This window comes from Proteus terrae subsp. cibarius (assembly GCF_011045835.1).
Lineage (GTDB): Bacteria > Pseudomonadota > Gammaproteobacteria > Enterobacterales > Enterobacteriaceae > Proteus > Proteus cibarius.
Genome location: NZ_CP047349.1, coordinates 62,835 through 86,417, shown reverse-complemented (window position 1 = coordinate 86,417; position 23,583 = coordinate 62,835). Strand labels below are relative to the sequence as shown.

The window sequence follows — 23,583 nt, the reverse complement described above, 5'->3', positions numbered from 1 at the left end:
ATAATAAAGATAATACGCAAGCAACAATGAAAGATGTTGCCCTTGCAGCCGGCGTGTCCACAGCAACTGTGTCACGTACTTTAATGAATCCGGAAAAAGTATCCTCACAAACCCGTCAGAAAGTTGAACAGGCTGTTCTTGATGTGGGCTATTACCCACATAACCTGTCAAAGAACCTTAAGCGTAACGAGTCAAAAACGATCCTTGTGATCGTACCTAACATCAGCGATCCATTTTTTACTGATGTTGTGTGTGGCATCGAAGAAACCGCTGCACAACATGGCTATCTCGTGTTAATTGGTGATTGTAAGCATCAGCAAAAACATGAAAATGCCTTTATTAATCTTATTATTACCAAACAAATTGACGGTATGTTACTTCTTGGCTCACACATCCCTTTTGATGTTTCCAAAGAAGAGCAGAAAAATTTGCCACCGATGATCATGGCAAATGAGTTTGCACCTGAACTCGAATTACCTACCGTCCATATTGATAATCTCACTGCATCTTTTAGAGCAACACACTATTTACAGCAAATGGGTCATAAGCGTATTGCCTGTATTACAGGCCCTGAAGATATGCCTTTATGCCGTTATCGCTTGCAAGGCTATATTCAAGCTATGCGTAGAACGGGCGTACCTTTGCGCGAAGATTATATTATTCGTGGTGATTTTACCCATGAAAGCGGTGCAGAAAGTCTGAAAAAGCTGATTTCTTTACCTGAACCACCGACAGCTGTGTTCTGTCATAGTGATATTATGGCAATTGGCGTTATGTGGCAGGCGAAAAAATTAGGATTGGAACTTCCTAAAGATCTCTCTGTGATTGGTTTTGATAATCTTGATATTACACGTTATAGCGAGCCTGCTCTGACAACAATGGAACAACCTCGTTATCAGATTGGTCGTGAATCTATGTTGTTATTACTTGACCAATTACAAGGTAGACCTGTCGCACCTGGCTCTCGCTTATTAGATTGTGAGCTAATTATAAGAGATAGTGTCTGTCGGCTTAAAAGCTAGGCAAAACACACTATGTTAAGTAACATATCGTTTGTGATACCTATTCCTTTAATTATCAGCGAATCGAACTGTGGCACAACGAGACTATGTGGGACGAGGGCAGACATCTGCTCGTCGTAAAAAGACAACGAAAAGTAAAAGCAAAAAGGCTGCTAAAGGGCTGCCTTTAACAACGCTTATCGCGGCAATCGCTATTGTGGCGCTGTTTATCGGTGGCCTCTATTTTATTACACATAATAAAAAAGAAGCCGTAGAAACAACGCCGACTATCACTGGGCAACATCCAGCGAATAGCCTACCGCCCAAACCTCAAGAGCGTTGGCAATATATTAAAGAATTGGAAAATCGTCAGGTAGGTACGCCTTTACAACCTGAATACCCTTCATCGGGTAGCCAGATTAATCCGAAAGCAACACTTTCACCTGAGCAGTTGCGTTTTTTACAACAAATTGAAGCGGATAAGCGTCAACCTGCCGTTCAACTGCCAGAAGTGCCTTACAATGGTGAAGTACCTCGCTCACAAGTGGTTGTAACACCACCTGCAATAACAACACCTTCTGTTACACAACAGCCTGTACAAACTCAACAACCGCAAGCACCTGCGATTGTTACACCGCCTAAACCTGCTGTCACTGAAGCAAACTTTTTAGTGCAATGTGGCTCATTTAGAAATACCGAACAAGCTGAATCAGTAAGAGCAACACTAGCTTTTTCTGGTGTTGAAAGCCGAGTAACAAAAGGCAATGATGGTTGGATCCGCGTTTTATCAGGCCCTTACAATAAAGAAAAAGCCAACTCAGTGAGTAAACAAGCAGCTGGAGCTGGCGTATCAGGTTGTATTCTTCGCTCTTCTGGGGGTTGAAAAATAAATTTTCTCCCCCACCTATAATTCTAATTCACACAACGGGCCGTGCTTTATCTTAAATAAAGGCACTTCCCGTCTCATTTTTTTATTGATTAAACCAGGGGCTGACTCATGACTACAATCGTAAGTGTTCGCCGTAAGGGCCAAGTTGTAATCGGTGGTGATGGACAGGCGACGATGGGTAATACCGTCATGAAAGGCAATGTTCGCAAAGTACGCCGTCTTTATAACGACAAAGTCATTGCGGGATTTGCTGGCGGCACTGCTGATGCTTTTACTCTTTTTGAACTGTTTGAGCGCAAATTAGAACTTCACCAAGGGCATTTAACGAAAGCTGCGGTAGAACTTGCTAAAGATTGGCGCACAGACAGAATGCTACGCAAATTAGAAGCGTTGCTTGCTGTTGCAGATGAAAATACATCTCTTATCATCACGGGTAATGGTGATGTGGTTCAACCAGAAAACGATTTAATTGCTATCGGTTCTGGTGGCCCTTATGCACAAGCAGCGGCTAGAGCTATGCTAGAAAATACTGAACTCTCTGCACGAGAAATTGCTGAAAAAGCACTTAGCATCGCTGGAGATATCTGTATTTACACTAACCATAATGTCAACTTTGAAGAACTCTCTTCAAAAGAGTAAGGATTAGAGAGCATGTCTGAAATGACTCCTCGCGAGATTGCCAGCGAACTTGATAGATTTATTATTGGTCAAGATAAAGCGAAACGTGCTGTGGCGATTGCCCTACGTAACCGCTGGCGTCGTATGCAGCTTGATGAAGCGCTGCGTCATGAAGTAACACCTAAAAATATTCTGATGATTGGACCTACTGGTGTAGGTAAAACTGAAATTGCACGCCGTTTAGCAAAATTGGCGAACGCACCTTTCATCAAAGTTGAAGCGACGAAATTCACCGAAGTGGGTTATGTGGGTAAAGAAGTCGATTCTATTATCCGTGATTTAACCGACTCTGCGGTTAAAATGGTACGTAGCCAAGCTATTGATAAAAATCGTTTCCGTGCTGAGGAAATGGCTGAAGAGCGTATCCTTGATGTACTGATCCCACCAGCAAAAAATAACTGGGGTGTAGCAGAGCAAGCATCAGAACCATCAGCTGCACGTCAATCTTTCCGTAAAAAATTACGTGAAGGCCAATTAGACGATAAAGAGATTGAAATTGAGTTATCTGCAACACCAATGGGTGTTGAAATTATGGCTCCTCCAGGAATGGAAGAGATGACTAACCAATTACAATCTATGTTCCAAAATTTAGCAGGTCAAAAACAAAAAGCGCGCAAGATGAAAATCAAAGATGCGTTTAAGCTTATTGTTGAAGAAGAAGCCGCTAAATTAGTTAACCCTGAAGAGCTTAAACAGCAAGCTATTGATGCGGTAGAACAACACGGTATTGTCTTTATTGATGAAGTAGACAAAATCTGTAAACGTGGCGGACAAAGTTCTGGCCCTGACGTTTCTCGTGAAGGTGTACAACGTGACCTCTTACCACTGGTTGAAGGTTGTACAGTTTCAACAAAACACGGTATGGTAAAAACAGACCATATTCTATTTATTGCATCAGGCGCTTTCCAAGTTTCAAGTCCTTCTGATTTAATTCCTGAATTACAAGGACGTCTGCCAATTCGCGTTGAACTTCAAGCGCTGACAGCAGAAGATTTTGAGCGTATTCTAACTGAACCTAATGCATCATTAACAAAACAGTATGAAGCATTAATGGCTACCGAAGGTGTGTCCATTAGCTTTACCGAAGACGGTATTCGCAAAATTGCTGAATCAGCATGGCGCGTAAACGAAACCACTGAAAATATTGGTGCGCGTCGTTTACATACTGTTTTAGAGCGTTTGATGGAAGAAATTTCCTATGATGCAAGTGAACGTCAAGGTCAATCAGTATTGATTGATGCAGAATATGTGAAACAGCATCTGGATGAGCTTGTAGCAGATGAAGATCTGAGTCGATTTATTTTATAATCAACTTGTGCGATCCTTATCAGCAATATTTACGTGGGAGGCTTGCCTCCCATTCTTATTTTTATAATAACAACGAACATGAGTATCGAATTTCAGCATGAGCTCTCTAAATTCCACTAGCCGGACTCAAGCCTGGCTTGAAAGTTTACGACCCAAAACACTCCCTTTAGGGTTAATTGCCATTGTGACGGGTTCAGCATTAGCGTATTGGATGGGTCATTTTGAGCTACCTATTGCACTGCTTGCTATATTAACAGCGGGAACGTTACAAATCCTATCGAACCTTGCTAATGACTATGGTGATGCCGTAAAAGGTACGGATACTGAAGAGCGTTTAGGGCCACTTCGTGGAATGCAAAAAGGCATGATAACAGCGGCTCAAATGAAAAAAGCGCTGATCCTAAATGTTATTATTTCCTGTATCTGTGGTATTGCACTGATTATTGTCGCCTGTAAAAAGCCTGAAGACGCTATTGGCTTCTTAGTGATGGGTTTACTCGCTATTGTTGCCGCTATTACTTATACCGTGGGTAAACGGCCTTATGGATATATGGGACTGGGTGATATTTCTGTTTTAATTTTCTTTGGCTGGTTAAGTGTCATCGGAACTTATTACTTGCAATCGAATACCTTTGATATTGTTACTCTACTTCCAGCCACAGCCTGTGGTTTACTTTCTGTCGCTGTTCTAAATATTAATAATATGCGCGATTTAGAAAGTGATATTCAGGCAGGTAAAAATACATTAGCTGTTCGTTTAGGCCCTGCTGGCTCACGTACTTACCATACGTATGTTATTTTTCTCTCTATTGCTTGCTTAATTATCTTTACCCTACTTTATATGCACCGCTGGACAGCGTGGTTATTTTTACTCGCAACCCCAATGCTTTTATTGCATATCAAGCGTGTGAATGCCGATCACTCTGGTGAGGCGATGCGCCCTCTACTCGAACACATGGTAAAAGCAGCACTGCTAACTAACGTTCTTTTCTCTTTAGGTTTAGTTTTAGAATAATTTCACTCGATTGTTGATTTGACTCACTGAATTTTCAGTGAGTCTTTTGCCAACCGCCCCTGTTAAGGGATATACTGGGATTTCCTGTGGCAACCTGACGTAATCTCCTATGAAATATGATACTTCTGAACTCTGTGATATCTATCAAGAAGATATCAATGTCGTAGAACCGCTTTTCTCAAACTTTGGTGGTCAAAGTGCCTTTAACGGGCAAATCATCACCGTTAAATGTTTTGAAGATAATGGCCTGCTTTATGACTTACTCGAAGAAAATGGCAAAGGCCGTATTCTTTTGGTCGATGGCGGTGGCTCTGTACGTAAAGCCTTAGTTGATGCTGAACTAGCGCAACTCGCTGTTTCTAATGAATGGGAAGGCATTGTCGTTTATGGTGCAGTACGTCAAGTTGATGCATTATCAGAGCTTGATTTAGGTATTCAAGCGATGGCAGCTATCCCGGCAGGTTGTCCAAGTGAAGGCATTGGTGAAAGTGATATCCGTGTTAACTTCGGGGGCGTTACCTTCTTCTCTGGTGATTATCTTTATGCTGATAACACAGGGATCATCTTATCTGAAGAGCCATTAGGCTTAGATGAAGATTTGATTGAAGTGTAATTATTACTTTTTATCTGCGTTCTTACGATTTCAATACTCAAAAGCCACCAAAAGGTGGCTTTTGTTTTCTTAGGCTTTAAGCAAATAAAGACAATTATTGCACGTCTTCCATTTTGCCTAACAGTGCGCGTAAACGCTCTTGCCAGCTTGATTGCTCTTGTTTCAGCTCTTCATTTTCACGAACCAGAGCTTCGCGCGATCCTTTCGCTTCTTGAACTTCTTGGTTCAGCGCATCATTTTTTTCTTTTAGCTCTTCGATTTCCATCTGTAATAACGTGATGGTATCAATTGCTTGTTGTACTTTTGATTCTAACTTCTCGAAAACTTCAAATGACATACTGTAATCCCCCATATAATCGATACTTCCGATTGTAAGTAGCCTATCAACAACTGTCTAGCATCTTCCGAGGAATTACATTCTTTTTTCAATTTATCAAAAACACTGGTCAGATCACATTACAAATGTCGATCAAGTCACTAATTAAGAGCGTTTTCACTCATTTTCTTGATGAGACACACAAATTTCAATTTCGCTTATTCTCGTTTACGCTCATTAACGATAAATTCACAGTTATCTTTTCAATTCGAAAAGAATACTAACAATAAATAACCCTCTTTCAGGATAGAATATATGAGCCAGACGAAAACCTCTCTTATGGGTCAATGCATTTCTGAATTTATCGGAACTGCGTTGCTAGTCTTCTTTGGTCTTGGTTGTGTTGCTGCAGTACGTATTGCAGGTGCTCAACTGGGATTGTGGGAGATAAGTATTATCTGGGGGCTGGGTGTTGCCTTAGCCGTTTATCTTACCGCCGGCACCTCTGGTGCACACCTGAACCCTGCTGTTACCGTTGCGTTTTGGCTATTTGCTTGCTTTGAGCGCAGAAAAGTTGTTCCTTATATTATTGCACAAATGTTAGGTGGCTTCTTTGCCGCAGCCATTGTGTACTTTATGTACTACAATGTTTTTATCGACTATGAACAAGTTAATGGCATTGTCAGGGGCTCACAAGAAAGTCTCTTCACTGCCGGTGTATTCTCTACTTATCCCGCAGCTCAAATTTCCGTTGCACATGCCTTTGTTGTCGAAGTTATCATTGCCGTTATCCTTGTTGGCTTAATTTTAGCCTTAACTGATGATGGTAACGGTGTCCCTAAAGGCCCATTAGCACCTTTATTAATTGGTATCTTAATTGCCGTAATCGGTGGTGCATTTGGTCCACTAACTGGATTCGCCTTAAACCCAGCTCGTGACTTTGGTCCAAAACTGGTTGCGTACTTTGCTGGCTGGGGTGATATTGCGCTGACTGGTGGACGTGATATCCCTTATTTCTTAGTTCCAATGATTGCTCCATTTATCGGTGGTATCTTAGGTGCATTGGCTTACCGTAAATTAATTGGCCGTCACTTACCTTGCGATACCTGCAAAATCGAAGACGATAAATAAAACTAAGAGCAATATTGTTGATTATCAGAACAGGTTACTAACATGACAACAGAAACAAATACATCGAATACCGAGAAAAAATACATTGTTGCGCTGGATCAGGGCACAACCAGTTCACGCGCCGTAGTCATTGACCACGATGCAAATATCGTCAGTATCTCACAACGTGAATTCACCCAAATCTATCCTAAACCAGGCTGGGTTGAACACGATCCAATGGAAATTTGGGCAACACAAAGTGCTACCTTAGTTGAAGTATTAGCAAAAGCAGATATTCCATCCGACCACGTTGCTGGTATTGGTATCACAAACCAACGTGAAACCACTATTGTATGGGATAAAGAAACCGGTAAACCTGTTTATAATGCGATTGTATGGCAATGCCGTCGTACTGCGGATTTCTGTACTCGCTTAAAAGATAAAGAAGGTGTTGAAGAATATATTCGTCAAAATACGGGTTTGATGGTTGACCCTTATTTCTCTGGTACAAAATTAAAATGGATCCTCGACAACGTCGAAGGCGCTCGTGAAAAAGCCGAAAAAGGTGAATTGTTATTCGGTACTGTCGATACTTGGTTAGTTTGGAAAATGACACAAGGCCGCGTTCACGTTACTGACTTTACTAATGCCTCTCGTACCATGTTATTTAATATCCACTCTTTAGATTGGGATCAAAAAATCCTCGACCTGCTGGATATTCCTCGCAATATGCTACCAAAAGTGGTGGCATCTTCCGAAGTTTATGGCCAAACAAACATTGGTGGTAAAGGTGGTACACGTATTCCTATCGCAGGTATGGCGGGTGACCAACAAGCTGCACTCTATGGCCAACTTTGCGTACAAAGCGGTATGGCGAAAAATACCTATGGTACAGGTTGCTTCTTACTGATGAACACAGGTAAAGAAGCCGTTCGCTCTAATCATGGCTTGTTAACAACAATCTGTTGTGGTCCTCGTGGTGAAGTAAACTATGCCCTAGAAGGTGCAGTATTCGTTGGTGGTGCTTCTATTCAATGGCTACGTGATGAGCTAAAACTGATCGATGAAGCCACTGACTCTGAATACTTCGCAACAAAAGTTAACGATACAAATGGTGTCTATGTTGTTCCTGCATTTACAGGTTTAGGTGCACCATATTGGGATCCGTATGCGCGTGGTGCTATTTTTGGTTTAACCCGTGGTGCTAACCGTAATCACATTATTCGTGCAACTTTAGAATCTATTGCTTATCAAACACGCGATGTTCTTGATGCAATGCAAGCCGATTCAGGTGCGCGTTTACAATCACTGCGTGTGGATGGTGGCGCTGTTGCTAACAACTTCTTAATGCAGTTCCAATCCGATATTTTAGGTACTCGTGTAGAGCGCCCTGTTGTCCGCGAAAGTACCGCATTAGGTGCCGCATTCCTTGCGGGTCTTGCTATCGGTTTCTGGAGTGATTTAGAAGAAGTCAAAAACAAAGCGGCGATTGATAAAGAATTCCGCCCTGGTATTGAAACCACTGAGCGTAACTATCGCTATAACGGCTGGAAAAAAGCGGTTGCTCGCGCTCAAGAGTGGGAAGATCGCGGTTAATTGCAGTAAAACAGTTTGAGAGAGAAGTAGCCTAGGCTACAAAACTAAAATGCCGAGATTTTTATCTCGGCATTTTTTATTTAACTTACTGTATCAGTCAATTAAATCGTATGCTCTTCATGGCTAAAACGATGAGCCAAAGGAAGCCAACAAAGTATAATAGCTACCGACATACCAAACATAATCATGCCTAAGCTAAATTGGTTATGTTGTGGCAATAAAGCTGAAAACCATGTTGCTACACCTGAACCCACATTTTGTAAACCACCCACCAGCGCACCAGCTGAACCGGCCAAATAAGGGAATGGCTCCATCGCACCAGTTGTTGCTAATGGGAATAACATACCTGCACCAAAGAAAAACAGCGCCGCTGGCACCAGTAATGTCCAGATATTAATAATATTTAGCCAACCAGGGATCCACATTAAAATACCCGCAGATAAACAACAAAAAACAGAGTGCCACATCAGTTGTACAAAGGTTTTACCTTCACGACCAGCATACCAAGCCCCAAAAAATGCCGCTGGGATCGGTAAAATAAATAATATACTGATAGTAATACTATTTAATCCTAACACTCCCCCCATTAATACACCGCTTGATGCCTCAAAAACGGCAATACCGGATAATGCGCAAATCAACATAATCAAAAATGCACTGAAGGTACTATTTGAAAGCAGCAAGTAAAATGATGATAGCATCTTACGTTTTTCAACTTGTACTGGGCGCGTTTCTGGCATCCAACGATACATACAGAAAAGAACGCTACTTCCCAATAATAATAGGAAGATATAACACGCATGCCAGCCAAAAAAGTGAGCAACAACACCACCAATCATCGGCGCTAATAATGGGCTAACTAAAACACCCATATTTAATAAGCTATTAGCGTAACGCAATGCAGTTCCTGTATATAAATCACGAGGTTGAGTACGTGTCATGACACCGGCAACACCTGTTCCCATCCCTTGTAAGGTACTTGCAATAACCAGTGTGGCTAAATTTTGCGAGAAAATTGCCACCAGCGTTGATAAACAAAAGATCGTCATTCCGACTAAAATAACAGGACGGCGCCCTACTTTGTCGGAAATAGGTCCATAAATTAGCTGTGAAAAACCATAAGAAAAAAGATAGGCACCCATGACTTGCTGTACCGCCCCAGTGGGTTCACCAAAGTAAACCGCCATATCAGCAATAACAGGAACATAAATAGTTTGAGTCATTTGACCCACAGCAACCAGTGCAATTATCAATAATAATAAATTTGCATGTTCTAACTTTCTCATTTCTTTTCTTTGCTCAAGAATTTCAGATAAATAAATTAACGGACAGGCGTACACCACAGAGAATTTATAAAAATAAACTCTGCGAAATGCACTTGTGCTAAATAATGAGACTAAGGTAACAAATCTAGCAAAATTTGCGAAGTGGTCAGCAATTTTTATCTTGCTAATAATGGCAGTGAAACACACTATAGTTGTCAATATAAATGTACATATTGTGTCATTTATTGACAGGATCTTAGATTAATCACATCACCACACCATCTTGATAAATAAAAAGCCGCTTCCTATTTAGAATAAATAAGCAACATAAGCATGTTTATCAAAAGGAGATAATCTCTATGGCAAATTGGGTGAATGGAAAAGTTACTCAAGTTCATCACTGGACTGATGCGTTAATGAGTCTCGTCGTCAATGCTCCTATTGATAAGTTTACAGCCGGGCAATTTGCAAAATTAGCGCTAGATATCGATGGCGAGCGAGTACAACGAGCCTACTCTTATGTAAACGCACCAGATGATCCTAATTTAGAGTTCTACCTAGTAACTGTTCCTGATGGAAAATTAAGCTCTAAACTAAGTGATCTAGAAGTCGGTGATGAAGTACTGATAACTGAGCAAGCCAGCGGTTTTTTTGTATTAGAAGAGGTTCCCACAGTAAATACGCTTTGGATGCTTTCGACGGGAACAGCCATTGGACCTTATTTATCTATTTTGCAATTAGGAGACGATCTTGAGCGATTTGAAAATATCGTTCTTGTTCATGCTGTTCGATATGCTAATGATTTAAGTTATTTACCTTTGATGGAAAAACTCGTTGAACGTTATCAAGGTAAATTACGCATTCAAACCGTTGTCAGCCGTGAAAATCATATTGGCTCATTGACAGGACGTATCCCTGCACTCATTGAAAGTGGCGCTTTAGAAAAAACGGTTGGCTTAACTATCAGCCCAGAAGAGAGCCATATTATGTTGTGTGGTAATCCTCAAATGGTCAGAGACACTCAACAATTATTAAAAGAACAACGGGAAATGCGTAAACACTTACGACGCAAACCCGGACATATCACCAGTGAGCAATATTGGTAATAATACAAAAAATAAGGGTGAGTCTATTTATCTCACCCTTATTCATTTGATTTTAATAATATGAATTAACGCCAACGACGATAGTTCACTTGTTCTGCCTGTTTACCGAAGTAGTTTTCACCGTCATTACCAACGAATACACCGCAATCAAGCAACATGATCATCCCAATAAAAGAAGGAAGAAAGCGTCCCATTGCCCATTGCCAAAATGGCTCTAAACTACTGGTATCGGCTAATCCTAACATCACGGCAAGTAGGAGTAATAAAAGCCATATTCCTCTTTTATTTCTATCATGAAGTCTTTTTGTAAAAATTGCACATAGCGGATAAAGAATAGAAAGGAATACTATCCATATTACAGTGGTAGGTAATGGATAAATCACATCATTGATAATAAAGAGGCCTAAAAAAAGCGCAAAGCAAGCACCCAAACCAGCCCAAAAGTCACGACGCCCAATTCGTCCTTTGAATGAAAATGCCCAATGTTGTAAGGTCATAAATTCTCAATAATTTACTTAATTTGTGAATTACACTGTCCATTTAGTATCAAATAATACAGACTAGCCAATAACAGCACAGATAAGCGGAGGACAGATGATAAAAGCAAACACACTTTCTACGTTATACCTGATAATCATAAGCATTGCTCTTTGTTTGCCAACTTCTGTTTTTGCAACAGAGATGTCTGTCGCACAAAAACAGCCTACAAAGGATGACATCGCCTATCTTAAACAAGATGCACCTGTTTTTGAGATAACTATTCCGGAGCTAAGAGCAAAATTCAATCAACAAAATCCGTTGTTATCGCTTAATGAATATAAGATTATCACCAATCACGATATTGCGATCCCTCTTGTCAGAGCAGCAACACGGATCACGCCTTATCTCTATTCATCTGCAATACTAGAGCGCGGTAGCGAAAAAATAAAAAGTTTACAACTAACGCTACTCCACACCCCTGATTCACCTGAGCTAGAAAAGATAAATCGTGAGATTACGACACAATACATTATTACTTTGGTCACTCAATTTGACTCATCAATAACCTCAGAGCAAATTCAAGAGGCTCTCAATTTATTTGCATTTAAAAATCAAACTTCTGATTACATTAGTCATGATGTAGGTGCAATTCGCTATATTATTGTCCATGAAGATGACCAATTAACAACCTTCGCCATTGAACCGATTAAGCTTTCTTTAAACAGCAAGATCGTTTCAGCTATTCCGTGATAAAAAACAAAGCTATTCTATTCATTGTTCTCTATACTGTTGTGCATCAACAGAATTCGTGTTTATTAGCAAACTAAATTTAAACCACTCGGTTGGAGGAAAAGTTATGCGCCATCCATTAGTCATGGGTAACTGGAAACTCAACGGCAGCATTCATATGGTTCATGAATTAATTGCTGCATTACGTAAAGAAGTTAGCGGTGTTGCAGGTTGTGATGTTGCTATCGCACCACCAGCAGTTTACCTATGCCAAGCACGCCATGAAATTGGTGGAAGCCGTATTGCATTAGGTGCTCAAGATACAGGTGTTAACTTATCAGGAGCTTTCACTGGTGAAACTTCAGCAGAGATGCTGAAAAACGTTGATGTTAAATACGTTATCATTGGTCACTCTGAGCGTCGTACTTATCATAAAGAATCTGACGAGTTTATCGCTCAAAAATTCGGCGTGTTAAAAGAGTTAGGTTTAACACCAGTATTATGTATTGGTGAAACTGAAGCAGAAAACGAAGCTGGCAAAACTCAAGAAGTATGTGCTCGCCAAATCGATGCTGTGTTAAATGCACATGGTGCAGCAGCATTTAAAGATGCCGTTATCGCTTATGAGCCAATCTGGGCTATCGGTACAGGTAAATCAGCAACTCCAGCACAAGCTCAAGCTGTTCATAAATTTATTCGTGATCACATCGCGAAGAAAGATGCCGCTATCGCTGAACAAGTTATCATTCAATACGGTGGCTCTGTTAACGATAAAAATGCAGCAGAACTGTTTGGTCAACCAGACATCGATGGTGCATTAGTAGGCGGCGCTTCACTGAAAGCTGACGCATTTGCCGTTATCGTTAAAGCAGCAGCACAAGCTAAAGCGAAAAAATAATTTTTATCTTTCTGGCTGATGCCGTTAATTGATAAAAAATAGAGAAAATCACCTTACTGGATATAAAACAGAAGGTGATTTTTTTGTTTCTCTCACCTTTGATTATCAACGACGACTGATCTCATCAAATATGCCCCCTGTCGCAAAATGTATTTTCTGCGCAGATTGCCAATCACCAAAAACTTCATTAAGTGTAAATAGTTCTAGTTTTGGAAAACTGTCTTGGTATTTCTCTGCGATTACTTTATCTCTAGGACGATAATAATTTTTTGCCGCGATCTCTTGTCCTTCTGGTGAGTAAAGATAGTTTAAGTACGCTGTGGCAATTTCTCGTGTTCCTCGTTTATCAACAACTTTATCCACTACCGACACCGTAGGCTCTGCAAGAATAGATATTGATGGTGTGACTATCTCAAACTTATCTGTGCCTAATTCATTAATTGCTAATAAAGCCTCGTTTTCCCATGCAATTAATACATCACCAATGCCTCGCTCAACAAATGTATTTGTTGCTCCTCTCGCACCTGAATCTAATACTTCAACTTGTTGATAAAGTGCTTGAACAAAGGCTTTGGCTTTTTCACTATCTTGATGATTGGCTTTTAATCCATAGCCCCACGCTGCAAGGTAATTCCATCTTGCACCTCCTGAAGTTTTGGGGTTAGGCGTAATAATTGAAACACCCGGCTTAATTAATGAATCCCAATCGACTATTTGCTTAGGATTTCCTTTTCTCACCAGAAAAACAATTGTTGAAGTATAAGGTGCAGAGTTATCGGGTAATCGAGTGATCCATTGTTTATCGATACTTCCTCTTTGGGCGATCGCATCGATATCATAGGCAAGGGCTAGTGTGACAACATCTGCCTCAATACCATTGATAACTGATGTCGCCTGCTTTCCTGATCCACCATGTGATTGGCGGATAGTGACTTTATCTCCCGTTTTCTGTTCCCAATACTGACTAAATACTGGGTTATACTGCTGATAAAGTTCTCTTGTCGGATCGTAAGAGACATTCAATAATTGAATATCTTTAGCCCATAAAATATTAGAAAAAAGTAATGTCACTAAAGCTGCCGATAATAAACCCCATTGTTTAAACATATCTATCCATCCCCTATCGTTAAATATTTAACTAGGCTGACAGAAAGTTTTATAACGATGAAATAACAAAAAGCCGATGGATATACACAACAGGAATATGGCTATCAATATAAGGAAAATAAGAAAAGAAGCTGGAAGATAAAGATCACTAAGTGAAATATTTTCACTCGAGAAGCTACTCTGACACAAGGAAAATGTATCAGAGCAGTTCACGAATAAGGATAGAACTCAGAAAGGCTCTGGTATTGCGGAAAATCTATTAATTAGTACAGTTTTTTCGCGGTTTCATACCAGTCAGCTTTAAAGACACGTTTCATATTCATAACCGCATCAATAATATCATGGTGAACCAGTTTTTCGTTTTGAATACCAACACAACGACCGCCATAACCTTCTAATAGCAGTTGTACAGAGTAAGCACCCATACGAGAAGCAAGAATACGATCGTAAGCAACTGGAGAACCACCTCGTTGAATATGACCTAATACTGTTGCACGTGTTTCATGTTTAGTTTCAGCTTCAATAAAACGTGCTAATTCATGCACATCACAAACGTGTTCGGTAATTGCGACGATAGCATGACGTTTGCCACGTTCGATACCTGCTTTGATTTCTGCCAGCAATTCATCACGATTAAATGGTAATTCAGATTCAGGCAGAACAACAAATTCACAGCCCCCAGCGATTGCCGCAGACAGTGTTAAGTCACCACAGTAGCGTCCCATCACTTCTACGATAGAGATACGTTTGTGAGACGTTGAGGTATCACGTAAGCGGTCAATGGCTTCAACGGCAGTTTCTAATGCAGTGAAATAACCGATGGTGTAGTCAGTACCAGCAACGTCATTATCAATTGTGCCCGGTAAGCCGATGCATGGAAAACCTGCTTCCGTTAATTTTTTTGCACCTAGATAAGAACCATCACCACCAATAACCACTAAGGCATCAAGCTCATTTTGTTTCATGTTTTCGATGGCAACAGCACGTACATTGTCTTCGCGGAATTCAGGGAAACGAGCAGAGCCAAGGAATGTACCACCACGGTTGATCATGTCTGACACGCTAAAACGGTCGAGTTTTTTCATGCGATTTTCGTATAGCCCCATATAGCCATCCATAATCCCATAAACCTCTAAACCTTCACTTAGTGCGGCACGAACAACACCACGGATCGCGGCATTCATACCTGGTGCATCACCACCACTTGTTAAAACCCCAATTCTTTTGATCCCATTGACCATGATTACCTCTGATTCTTATTCGATGTAATTATTGCAAAATTGTTGGAATAACTTTTTATCTCAATACCGGCTTGTCTGGTGTTATATGCCGATATTGCAAATGCTGAATTGATTCAACAATACCATTGTACGCATATTTTTTACCAGTTCATCATTATCGTACATTTTTTTTCATAAACTTGATGCGCATTAAACTAATCAGATAGCCTGTATAAAGATTATACTAGCCTATCTCAAATGTGTTTCACTAATAAGTTAACACTTTTTATACAGACACTTTACTGCCTTTTTGCATTCATCTCAAAAAAACGCTATTTATGCTAAAAAATAGCATCGGCATATTTTGATAAATATTCAGTTTTTCTCTTAAACGATGTTTTATCTGCCGTTTACCTTCCTAGTTTGATGAGTCATCCTTTTAAAGAAAAAAATCACCTAAGGTACATTTGTGACTTATGGCAAAGTTCTTTGGCTCATTCTTCTCTTTTTAGCCTAGACTGATACAGTAGAACTCTCACTTAATAGGAGGTTTTATGTTTGATTTAACGGGTAAAATCGCTTTAGTTTCAGGTGGTGCAAAAGGTATTGGCAAAGGTATTGTTATCGCACTAAAAAACAGTGGTGCGAAAGTGATTATTGCGGATATTGATGATGCTGCTGGTAATAAAACAAAAAATGAATTAGATGTAGGTTTTATGCATCTTGATGTCACTCAGCAATCCGCCTGTGAAAAAGTCGTTGATGATGTCGTAAAAGAGTATGGCAAGCTCGATATTCTGTGTTCCAATACTGGTATTTTCCCTCAAGCAACAATTAAAGAGATGACAGAAGCTGACTGGGATAAAATGCATACCGTAAACCTAAAAGGCATGTTCTTTTTAGTAAAAGCCGCACTTCGTGTAATGGAGAAACAAAAACAAGGTCGAGTGATCATTACCTCTTCCATTACAGGTGCGATTACTGGCTATCCGGGCTGGAGCCATTATGGTGCAAGCAAAGCAGGACAATTAGGCTTTATGCGCAGTGCAGCTCTTGAATACGCACGCCATGGCATTACCATCAACGCCGTGATGCCAGGAAATATCCTTACTGAGGGTTTACAGGCTCAAGGTGAAGCTTATTTAAATCAGATGAAGGCTTCTATCCCAACTCACACATTAGGTGAGCCAGAAGATATCGGCTACGCTGCCGCATTCTTTGCGTCGAATGAAGCAAAATATATTACAGGCCAAACAATTATCGTCGATGGCGGACAGATTTTACCTGAATCTCCAGAAGCGTTGTTGTAATATATTTTAGGGTAGAATAATCTGCCCTAATTTTTCACTTATAATTAATATAAAATTTTTTGAATTATAACTAATTAATCGTGTTATTAGGTGATTTCAATAAAAGAATGGAACGGATTTAGCATCATGAAAATACTTCATTTGATTAATTTACAAGGGTTTGGTGGTGCTGAACGTTTGTTTATTGAATATTTAAAAAATAGTTCATTTCAGAATGAGATTTTGTGTACCAGTAACTCTTTAAATAAAAACCTACTCCCAGAGCTTAAGCATTTTAATATAAAACATGCCAATAAAATTGCTTCTACTAAAATAAAATATCCTTCTTTTTTAAGAAAATACGTCTTAACAAAAAAGATTGAAGCAAGTAAAGCTGATGTCACTTTAGTATGGGACTTTGTCCCAAGATTATCTAGAAAACCTAATAATACTAGTTTGGTCTATTATGATCATGGCTGTTCTTGGCGCTATCCTCTTACCAAAAAAACACTAGATTTTTTTGGTATGCTCAATGATGCTATAGCTATATCCACAGCATCCAAACGTGTCATGGAGTTGAGATTCAATACAACATATGAACCTAAAAAAGTTATTAACCGCTTACCATTAAAGCCTATTGAAATAGCAAAAACACTTCATGATGATAATCAAATTACTCTGGGTACAGCCTCTCGCTTAGTAGGATTAAAAGGAATAGGAATTAGTATTCTCTGCCTATCAGAATTAATAAAATTAAATATAAAAGCAAAATTAATTATTGCGGGTGATGGTGAACAAAGGAATGAGTTAGAGGAATTAGCGATACGCAATAATGTAAAAGACTATATCAGTTTCATTGGATATCAATCAAACATGGATACATTTTATTCAGATATCGACATTTATCTAAGCACTCCAGTAACAGAACCTTTTGGTTTATCTTGCATTGAAGCTTTAGCTCAAGGTATTCCAGTTATCTTCCCTAATATTGACGGCCAACCTGAAGCGATAAAAGATAAATATTGTGGTATAGGAATTACACCTACATTATCTATTGATGAATATCATAATTTAACAGGTTTAGATATAAACTTCCCTTATACAGTTTATGATCCCACTTCTGATACATTAACCTCACCCAAATTAATATCTCCCCAAAATTGTACTACGGCTGTAGTAGAAATAATTAATAATTATGTAACTTTTAGTCAAAATGCAATTAAATGCTCAGAAGAAGCCATAGATTATAATCTATTTATTAGAGAGTTTGAACATGCTATAAAAAATAGTCAATCATAACTTAAAACATAATCTATTGAATAAAGGATAATATTATCCTTTATTCAATCAGTTCAACTTTAATGCAGATAATAAACGATTTGCAAAGTTTGCATCATTAAATTTAGTAATAGTATTTTTTATTTCATTATGTGAAGGCAATAAACGTCCATTAACAATACTTTGTAAGTGATTCGCTAAACTAGTCATATCTCTTACTGGATACAGTAACCCATTGGATTCAGGTATTATAATATCTTCAGGACCAGTTGAACAATTAGAGCTAATACAAAAAACACCATGAGAAGATGCTTCACACAATACCATTGGAAAACCTTCATTTGTAGATGTTAAAACTAATGCTGAAGTATATTTAATATTTTCTTTAATATACTTCCATGCATTTTTTTTCCAACCATGCCAATTTATATTAGATATTATATTTAATTCTAATGCCAAATGTCTTAAATATTCAGCATCTTTTCCATCACCAATAATATCAAGGATCCAATTTCCTTTTAATTTAGAGAGTGCATAAAATAGTTCATTAATATTTTTGGGTTCATCAGAAATTAACCTTCCAACATATAAAAACCTTACATTTTTATCCCGTGTAATTGTAATATTACTTTCTCCAACTGGATTATAAATAGTAAATATTTTATCTTTTTCTATTCCGATATCAGTCATCTGCCGAGTAATGCCTGAACTAATTGATAAATGATAATCAGCCTTATGTAAGTAAATTGACTTATATAAATTATGCAATGAGAAATGTATCCATGAATAAATTATTACATTGCTTCGAGTAATTTTTCTGGCTAAATTAGCAATATAGCAACATACAGTATCATAAGAAATAATTATATCCGGCCTTTCTTTTCTGATAACTTTTGCTAATTGTACGGCATAACCTACTCTTCTTAATTTAGTGTTTTTTATCTTTGAAGATAATCGTCTATATCTGTGACCAGTTAACCATTCATCACTAACTTGATTGTTATTTTCATTAAAAAAGATAAATTCAGTACTAATACCATGAGAATTGAGTATACCTATGGATTTATTAAAAACAGTTTCCATACCACCAAATCCGCCTAAATTAAAACCAATAATTAATACTTTTTTCATTATAAAAAATAAACCAACTCAAAGAATATTTATTGATTATATTAGAACTTTACAACTATTACTATTTTAAACAGTGTTATACATTTCACAAACAAAAAAACAAAAAAAAAGCCCCTCTCCAGAGGGGCTGCAAAAGACAGGGATGGTGTCTATGGCAAGGAAAAAACTTCGTTGTTGCTACTTACTCTCTAACTAGGTACATCTTTACTACACTCTTACTCAACTACTTACTAATTAGTTACGTGCGTCAAAATCTGACATTTGCTGTTGGTAATTCTTTTCCAACTGCGCTTTCTGTTCTGGGGTTAACAACTGATACATCTGATTATGGACTTTTGCCATTTCTACATGGCGTTCAATTGCTTGTTTGTCCATATCTTGCATTTGTGCTCTTACTGCTGCTTCATCAAATTGAGGTGCTGTCACTAATTTGTGCATATTCTCATGACGTTGACGGTAATTTCCGTTATATCTGTCTTGATGATGCTGGCGCATTAAATCGCGCATTTGAGTACGTTGTTGCTCAGTTAATGTGATACCATTGAACATACGTGATTCGGCATAGCCACGATCCATCATATGTCCACCGTTGTTCATCATATGACCGCGCTGTCCGCGGTGGCCTCTATAATCGCGATCACCATGCATTCCATAGCCATAACCGCAGTGATAATTACCATTATATTGTTGCTCAGTAGGCGGATTAGTGTTGGCTGTTTCGGCTAACACGACCGACGGAGCTGCTAAAAACATTGATGCTAGTGCAACTACTGCTACTTTACGCATTGCTTCACTCCTAATTCGGTAAATTAATACCGACTAAATTAATACGAACTCAATGTGCATAATTCATATATATAATTCATATGTGTAATTCTTTGCTATGTGGATTACTATACCGTTGCGGCTGCAAACTAGCGTCAGAGCGTGTAAAAGAACGTAAAGTCATAGATTCGCGCTATTTATTATCGTATTTTTCTCTTGGAGGAATTGACGAATGCATAAAATCTTATTAGTGGATGACGATCGCGAATTAACATCGCTATTGAAAGAACTGCTTGAAATGGAAGGCTTTAATGTTGTAATCGCCTCTGATGGCGAACAAGCACTTAAACTTTTGGATGCTTCTATCGACCTGTTATTACTGGATATTATGATGCCACGTAAAAACGGGATTGAGACACTCAAAGAGTTACGCCAAAATTTCCAGACCCCTGTCATTATGTTAACGGCAAGAGGCAGTGATCTTGACCGAGTACTCGGCTTAGAGCTAGGTGCTGATGACTATTTACCAAAACCTTTTAATGATAGAGAACTGGTTGCTCGTATTAGGGCTATTTTGCGTCGTTCTAATTGGAGCGAACAAAAACAGACCGACAGCAATACATCTCCAACATTACAGGTCGATAAATTACAACTTAATCCTGGTCGCCAAGAAGCAAGTTTTGATAATGAACCGCTAGAGTTAACAGGAACGGAGTTTACTTTACTTTATTTACTTGCTCAGCATTTAGGGCAAGTCGTATCACGCGAACATCTAAGCCAAGAAGTCCTTGGTAAACGCTTAACGCCGTTTGATAGAGCGATTGATATGCATATTTCTAATTTACGCCGTAAATTACCAGAAAGAACAGATGGACAACCTTGGTTTAAAACTTTACGTGGCCGTGGTTATCTGATGGTTTCAATAACTTGATAAATATTTTTTATGATAAATAGTCTGTCAGCGCGCATTTTCGCAATATTCTGGCTGACGCTAGCATTAGTTCTCGTGCTAGTTATGATGGTTCCAAAGCTGGACTCGCGCCAGCTTACCCCTCTTTTAGAGAGTGAATACCGTCAAGGCGTTATGCTAGAACAACATATCGAAGCTGAATTAGCTCAAGATCCCGCTAACGATCTCCTTTGGTGGCGTCGATTAATTCGTGCCATTGATAAATGGGCTCCTCCTGGTCAGCGCCTAATTATTGTTACGAGTGAAGGACGCATTATCGGCGCTCAACGTAATGAGATGCAGGTTGTCAGAAACTTTATTGGTCAATCTGATAACGCAGATCACCCTAAAAAGAAAAAATACGGTCGTTCTGAGATGTTAGGGCCTTTCTCTGTCAGAGATGGTGAAGATCATTACCAACTTTACCTCGTACGACCTTCAAGTAGCCCTCAATCTGACTTTATCAACTTATTATTTGATAAACCGTTATTGCTACTGATATTCACCATGCTTATCAGCACCCCATTATTAGTATGGCTTTCTTGGAGCTTAGCGAAACCCGCAAGACAGCTTAAAAATGCAGCTGATGATGTCGCTAAAGGCAACCTACGCCCTCATCCTGAACTAGAGACTGGCCCGCAAGAGTTTTTAGCCGCAGGTACTAGCTTTAATCAGATGATAAGCGCTCTCGAACGTATGGTTGAAGCACAACAACGCTTAATTTCTGATATTTCTCACGAGTTACGAACACCATTAACACGCTTACAATTAGCAAGCGCACTGTTACGTCGTCGTAGTGGAGAAAGTAAAGAACTAGAACGCATTGAAACAGAAACTCAACGCCTTGATGGTATGATTAATGATTTACTAGTTCTTTCACGCAACCAACATAAAAACGAGTTATTGCGCGAAACAGTAAAAGCCAACGAGCTGTGGGATGACATTTTAGATAATGCTAAGTTTGAGGCTGAACAGAGTAATAAGACGCTACAAGTGACAACGCCTCCAGGAGCATGGCCTATCTACTGCAATCCATATTCACTTGCTAGTGCATTTGAAAATATTGTTCGTAATGCCCTACGTTATTCACATTCTCGCATTGAGGTTGCATTTACTGAACAAAACCAAGGTATCACAATTATTGTTGATGATGATGGCCCAGGTGTTAGTCCTGAAGATAGAGAGCATATCTTCCGACCTTTCTATCGCACTGACGAAGCAAGAGATCGCGAATCAGGTGGCACTGGCTTGGGATTAGCTATTGTTGAGACAGCAGTAAGCCAACATAGAGGCCATGTTAAAGCCGATGACAGCCCATTAGGTGGATTGAGGGTTGAGATTTGGTTGCCGAGGGCTGGAAAACAGTCTTAATGACAATTAATTTTTATTAATAAATTACATAAGAAACCACTAGTCATTCAATCCTATGATTAGTGGTTTTACTTTCATGTTAATCATAAATATTGTTCTCAGTCTCATTTTAACTCAATAGTTTCTTACTGAAGAATATGATCAGATAGCTATCATTTCCAAATATATTACTTATTATACTTTTATAACTAAATCAACATACTATCTAATACTACTTCCTAATAATTATTAGCACGAGTAAAGTATTACCACATTTAATAAAGCTCGCTTTAAGACTAATATATTTACATTGTGTATAATAACAAAAATATACACCTCATGAACTCTGGGTACTTTCCCAGTGCGGTAGCTATACTTTTCCTTTAGAGAAAATGTTTATGAATACAATAACAGTCACAAGCCCACTGTTCCCGCCATTAGAAACTTTAGAACCTTACTTAAAAGATATATGGGATAAAAAATGGCTAACAAACAATGGGTATTACCATCAATGCCTTGAAAATGCGCTTTGTGAATACCTAGATGTTCCTTATATTAGTTTATATTCGAACGGAACATTAGCCTTAATAGCAGCAATCAATGTGTTAGAGCTTAAAGGAGAGGTTATAACGACACCATACAGTTTTGTTGCAACAAGTCATTCTCTATTACACAACAATATTTCCCCTGTCTTTGTAGATATAGAACCAGATACCTATAATATCGATCCAAGCAAAATAGAAGCCGCAATCACAGATAAAACAAGTGCAATTTTACCCGTTCATGTTTATGGTCGCCCATGTAATTATGAAGCAATACAAAAAATTGCAGATAAGTATAATATTCCTGTCATTTATGATGCAGCTCACGCTTTTGGTGTTAAAGAGAATAATCAATCAATATTAAACAAGGGTGATCTATCAGTTTTAAGTTTTCACGCAACTAAAACTTACTCCACCATCGAAGGGGGAGCAATTATTTGCCACACAAAAGAAATGAAAGAAAAACTCGATAGATATAAAAACTTTGGTTACACAAATGAAACTATAATTGATGAATTAGGCTTCAATGCAAAACTCAATGAAGTACAAGCAGCATTTGGCTTAGCTACATTAAATTATATCGATGAAGCAATAGATAAAAGAAAAAAAGTCTCTGAGTTTTATCACTCTCATTTAAGTAATATGTCTGGCATTACCCTACCCAATATACCAGAAAGCTTAATATGGAATTATTCTTACTATCCTATAATAATAGATAAAAATAAATATGGAAAAACAAGAGATGAACTTTATCTAAAATTAAAAGATAATAATATAATAAGCCGTCGATATTTTTATCCATTAATCACTGATTTTAATATTTACAAACAATATAAAGTAGAAACACCAATAGCAAAAAAAATATCTGAAAATGTTATTTGCCTACCAATTCATCATTTATTAATTGATGACGACTTAAATAGAATTATAAATATTATTAAAAGTTAA

General features: G+C 38.6%; 23 protein-coding genes. 16 read left to right on the top strand and 7 right to left on the bottom strand.

Annotation, left to right across the window (positions count from 1 at the left end):
- Positions 1-26: 26 nt before the first annotated feature.
- From cytR to rraA, 6 genes are all read left to right on the top strand, one after another.
- The gene (cytR, locus tag GTH25_RS00420; protein ID WP_229578522.1) at positions 27-1,022 is read left to right on the top strand and encodes a DNA-binding transcriptional regulator CytR; all 996 of its coding nucleotides are present in this window, start codon (positions 27-29) and stop codon (positions 1,020-1,022) included.
- Positions 1,023-1,092: 70 nt separating this feature from the next.
- On the top strand, positions 1,093-1,884 hold the full coding sequence (locus GTH25_RS00415) for an SPOR domain-containing protein (protein ID WP_075672989.1): 792 nt from the start codon (positions 1,093-1,095) through the stop codon (positions 1,882-1,884).
- 114 nt (positions 1,885-1,998) lie between these two features.
- Positions 1,999-2,529, top strand: coding sequence for an ATP-dependent protease subunit HslV (gene hslV, locus GTH25_RS00410; RefSeq protein WP_006534149.1), 531 nt, complete (start codon positions 1,999-2,001; stop codon positions 2,527-2,529).
- A gap of 12 nt (positions 2,530-2,541) precedes the next feature.
- Entirely contained in the window at positions 2,542-3,876 is a 1,335-nt protein-coding gene (gene hslU / locus GTH25_RS00405; RefSeq protein ID WP_075672990.1) for an ATP-dependent protease ATPase subunit HslU, read from the top strand.
- A 97-nt stretch (positions 3,877-3,973) separates the two neighbouring features.
- On the top strand, positions 3,974-4,891 hold the full coding sequence (locus tag GTH25_RS00400) for a 1,4-dihydroxy-2-naphthoate polyprenyltransferase (RefSeq protein ID WP_164530260.1): 918 nt from the start codon (positions 3,974-3,976) through the stop codon (positions 4,889-4,891).
- Between the two features lie 109 nt (positions 4,892-5,000).
- Positions 5,001-5,504, top strand: coding sequence for a ribonuclease E activity regulator RraA (gene rraA, locus GTH25_RS00395; RefSeq protein WP_075672992.1), 504 nt, complete (start codon positions 5,001-5,003; stop codon positions 5,502-5,504).
- A 94-nt stretch (positions 5,505-5,598) separates the two neighbouring features.
- On the opposite strand, the gene zapB is transcribed toward rraA, so the two are convergent.
- Positions 5,599-5,841 carry a cell division protein ZapB gene (zapB, locus tag GTH25_RS00390; RefSeq protein WP_036933299.1) on the bottom strand — a complete coding sequence of 81 codons (243 nt, stop codon included), beginning with the start codon at positions 5,839-5,841 and terminating at the stop codon, positions 5,599-5,601.
- 294 nt (positions 5,842-6,135) lie between these two features.
- Here zapB and GTH25_RS00385 point away from each other — a divergent pair, with 294 nt between their 5' ends.
- Positions 6,136-6,951, top strand: a complete 816-nt coding sequence (locus GTH25_RS00385; RefSeq protein ID WP_075672993.1) for an MIP/aquaporin family protein — start codon at positions 6,136-6,138, stop codon at positions 6,949-6,951.
- Between the two features lie 42 nt (positions 6,952-6,993).
- Positions 6,994-8,526, top strand: a complete 1,533-nt coding sequence (gene glpK / locus GTH25_RS00380) for a glycerol kinase GlpK (protein ID WP_075672994.1) — start codon at positions 6,994-6,996, stop codon at positions 8,524-8,526.
- Positions 8,527-8,627: 101 nt separating this feature from the next.
- Here glpK and emrD read toward each other — a convergent pair whose 3' ends face one another.
- The gene (gene emrD / locus GTH25_RS00375; protein WP_164530259.1) at positions 8,628-9,812 is read right to left on the bottom strand and encodes a multidrug efflux MFS transporter EmrD; all 1,185 of its coding nucleotides are present in this window, start codon (positions 9,810-9,812) and stop codon (positions 8,628-8,630) included.
- Between the two features lie 338 nt (positions 9,813-10,150).
- Here emrD and fpr point away from each other — a divergent pair, with 338 nt between their 5' ends.
- Complete coding sequence (fpr, locus tag GTH25_RS00370) at positions 10,151-10,897, top strand: ferredoxin--NADP(+) reductase (protein WP_156732969.1); 747 nt, start codon at positions 10,151-10,153, stop codon at positions 10,895-10,897.
- Positions 10,898-10,962: 65 nt separating this feature from the next.
- Here the strand turns inward: fpr and GTH25_RS00365 are convergent, their stop codons facing one another.
- Complete coding sequence (locus GTH25_RS00365; protein ID WP_098941450.1) at positions 10,963-11,394, bottom strand: DUF805 domain-containing protein; 432 nt, start codon at positions 11,392-11,394, stop codon at positions 10,963-10,965.
- A 97-nt stretch (positions 11,395-11,491) separates the two neighbouring features.
- On the opposite strand from GTH25_RS00365, the gene GTH25_RS00360 reads away from it, so the two are divergent.
- Both GTH25_RS00360 and tpiA read left to right on the top strand, forming a co-directional pair.
- Positions 11,492-12,127 carry a DUF1454 family protein gene (locus tag GTH25_RS00360; protein ID WP_075672998.1) on the top strand — a complete coding sequence of 212 codons (636 nt, stop codon included), beginning with the start codon at positions 11,492-11,494 and terminating at the stop codon, positions 12,125-12,127.
- Positions 12,128-12,233: 106 nt separating this feature from the next.
- Entirely contained in the window at positions 12,234-13,004 is a 771-nt protein-coding gene (tpiA, locus tag GTH25_RS00355; protein WP_069366847.1) for a triose-phosphate isomerase, read from the top strand.
- A gap of 105 nt (positions 13,005-13,109) precedes the next feature.
- Here tpiA and GTH25_RS00350 read toward each other — a convergent pair whose 3' ends face one another.
- On the bottom strand, positions 13,110-14,111 hold the full coding sequence (locus GTH25_RS00350; protein WP_159242284.1) for a sulfate ABC transporter substrate-binding protein: 1,002 nt from the start codon (positions 14,109-14,111) through the stop codon (positions 13,110-13,112).
- 263 nt (positions 14,112-14,374) lie between these two features.
- The gene (gene pfkA, locus GTH25_RS00345) at positions 14,375-15,352 is read right to left on the bottom strand and encodes a 6-phosphofructokinase (RefSeq protein ID WP_075673000.1); all 978 of its coding nucleotides are present in this window, start codon (positions 15,350-15,352) and stop codon (positions 14,375-14,377) included.
- A gap of 533 nt (positions 15,353-15,885) precedes the next feature.
- Between pfkA and fabG the strand changes: the two genes are divergently transcribed.
- The gene (gene fabG / locus GTH25_RS00340) at positions 15,886-16,641 is read left to right on the top strand and encodes a 3-oxoacyl-ACP reductase FabG (RefSeq protein ID WP_099659471.1); all 756 of its coding nucleotides are present in this window, start codon (positions 15,886-15,888) and stop codon (positions 16,639-16,641) included.
- Positions 16,642-16,767: 126 nt separating this feature from the next.
- Complete coding sequence (locus tag GTH25_RS00335; RefSeq protein ID WP_164530258.1) at positions 16,768-17,919, top strand: glycosyltransferase; 1,152 nt, start codon at positions 16,768-16,770, stop codon at positions 17,917-17,919.
- Positions 17,920-17,967: 48 nt separating this feature from the next.
- On the opposite strand, the gene GTH25_RS00330 is transcribed toward GTH25_RS00335, so the two are convergent.
- Together GTH25_RS00330 and cpxP are read right to left on the bottom strand one after the other, a co-directional pair.
- Positions 17,968-19,029 carry a glycosyltransferase gene (locus GTH25_RS00330; protein WP_164530257.1) on the bottom strand — a complete coding sequence of 354 codons (1,062 nt, stop codon included), beginning with the start codon at positions 19,027-19,029 and terminating at the stop codon, positions 17,968-17,970.
- A gap of 234 nt (positions 19,030-19,263) precedes the next feature.
- Positions 19,264-19,815 (bottom strand): cell-envelope stress modulator CpxP, encoded by a 552-nt coding sequence (gene cpxP / locus GTH25_RS00325; RefSeq protein ID WP_075673003.1) that lies wholly within the window; start codon positions 19,813-19,815, stop codon positions 19,264-19,266.
- 211 nt (positions 19,816-20,026) lie between these two features.
- Here cpxP and cpxR point away from each other — a divergent pair, with 211 nt between their 5' ends.
- The 3 genes from cpxR (at position 20,027) to GTH25_RS00310 (ending at position 23,583) form a co-directional block, all read left to right on the top strand.
- Positions 20,027-20,725 carry an envelope stress response regulator transcription factor CpxR gene (gene cpxR, locus GTH25_RS00320; protein ID WP_023583423.1) on the top strand — a complete coding sequence of 233 codons (699 nt, stop codon included), beginning with the start codon at positions 20,027-20,029 and terminating at the stop codon, positions 20,723-20,725.
- 12 nt (positions 20,726-20,737) lie between these two features.
- A complete protein-coding gene (gene cpxA, locus GTH25_RS00315) occupies positions 20,738-22,114 on the top strand; it encodes an envelope stress sensor histidine kinase CpxA (RefSeq protein ID WP_164530256.1) in 1,377 nt (458 codons plus the stop codon).
- Positions 22,115-22,491: 377 nt separating this feature from the next.
- On the top strand, positions 22,492-23,583 hold the full coding sequence (locus GTH25_RS00310) for a DegT/DnrJ/EryC1/StrS family aminotransferase (protein WP_164530255.1): 1,092 nt from the start codon (positions 22,492-22,494) through the stop codon (positions 23,581-23,583).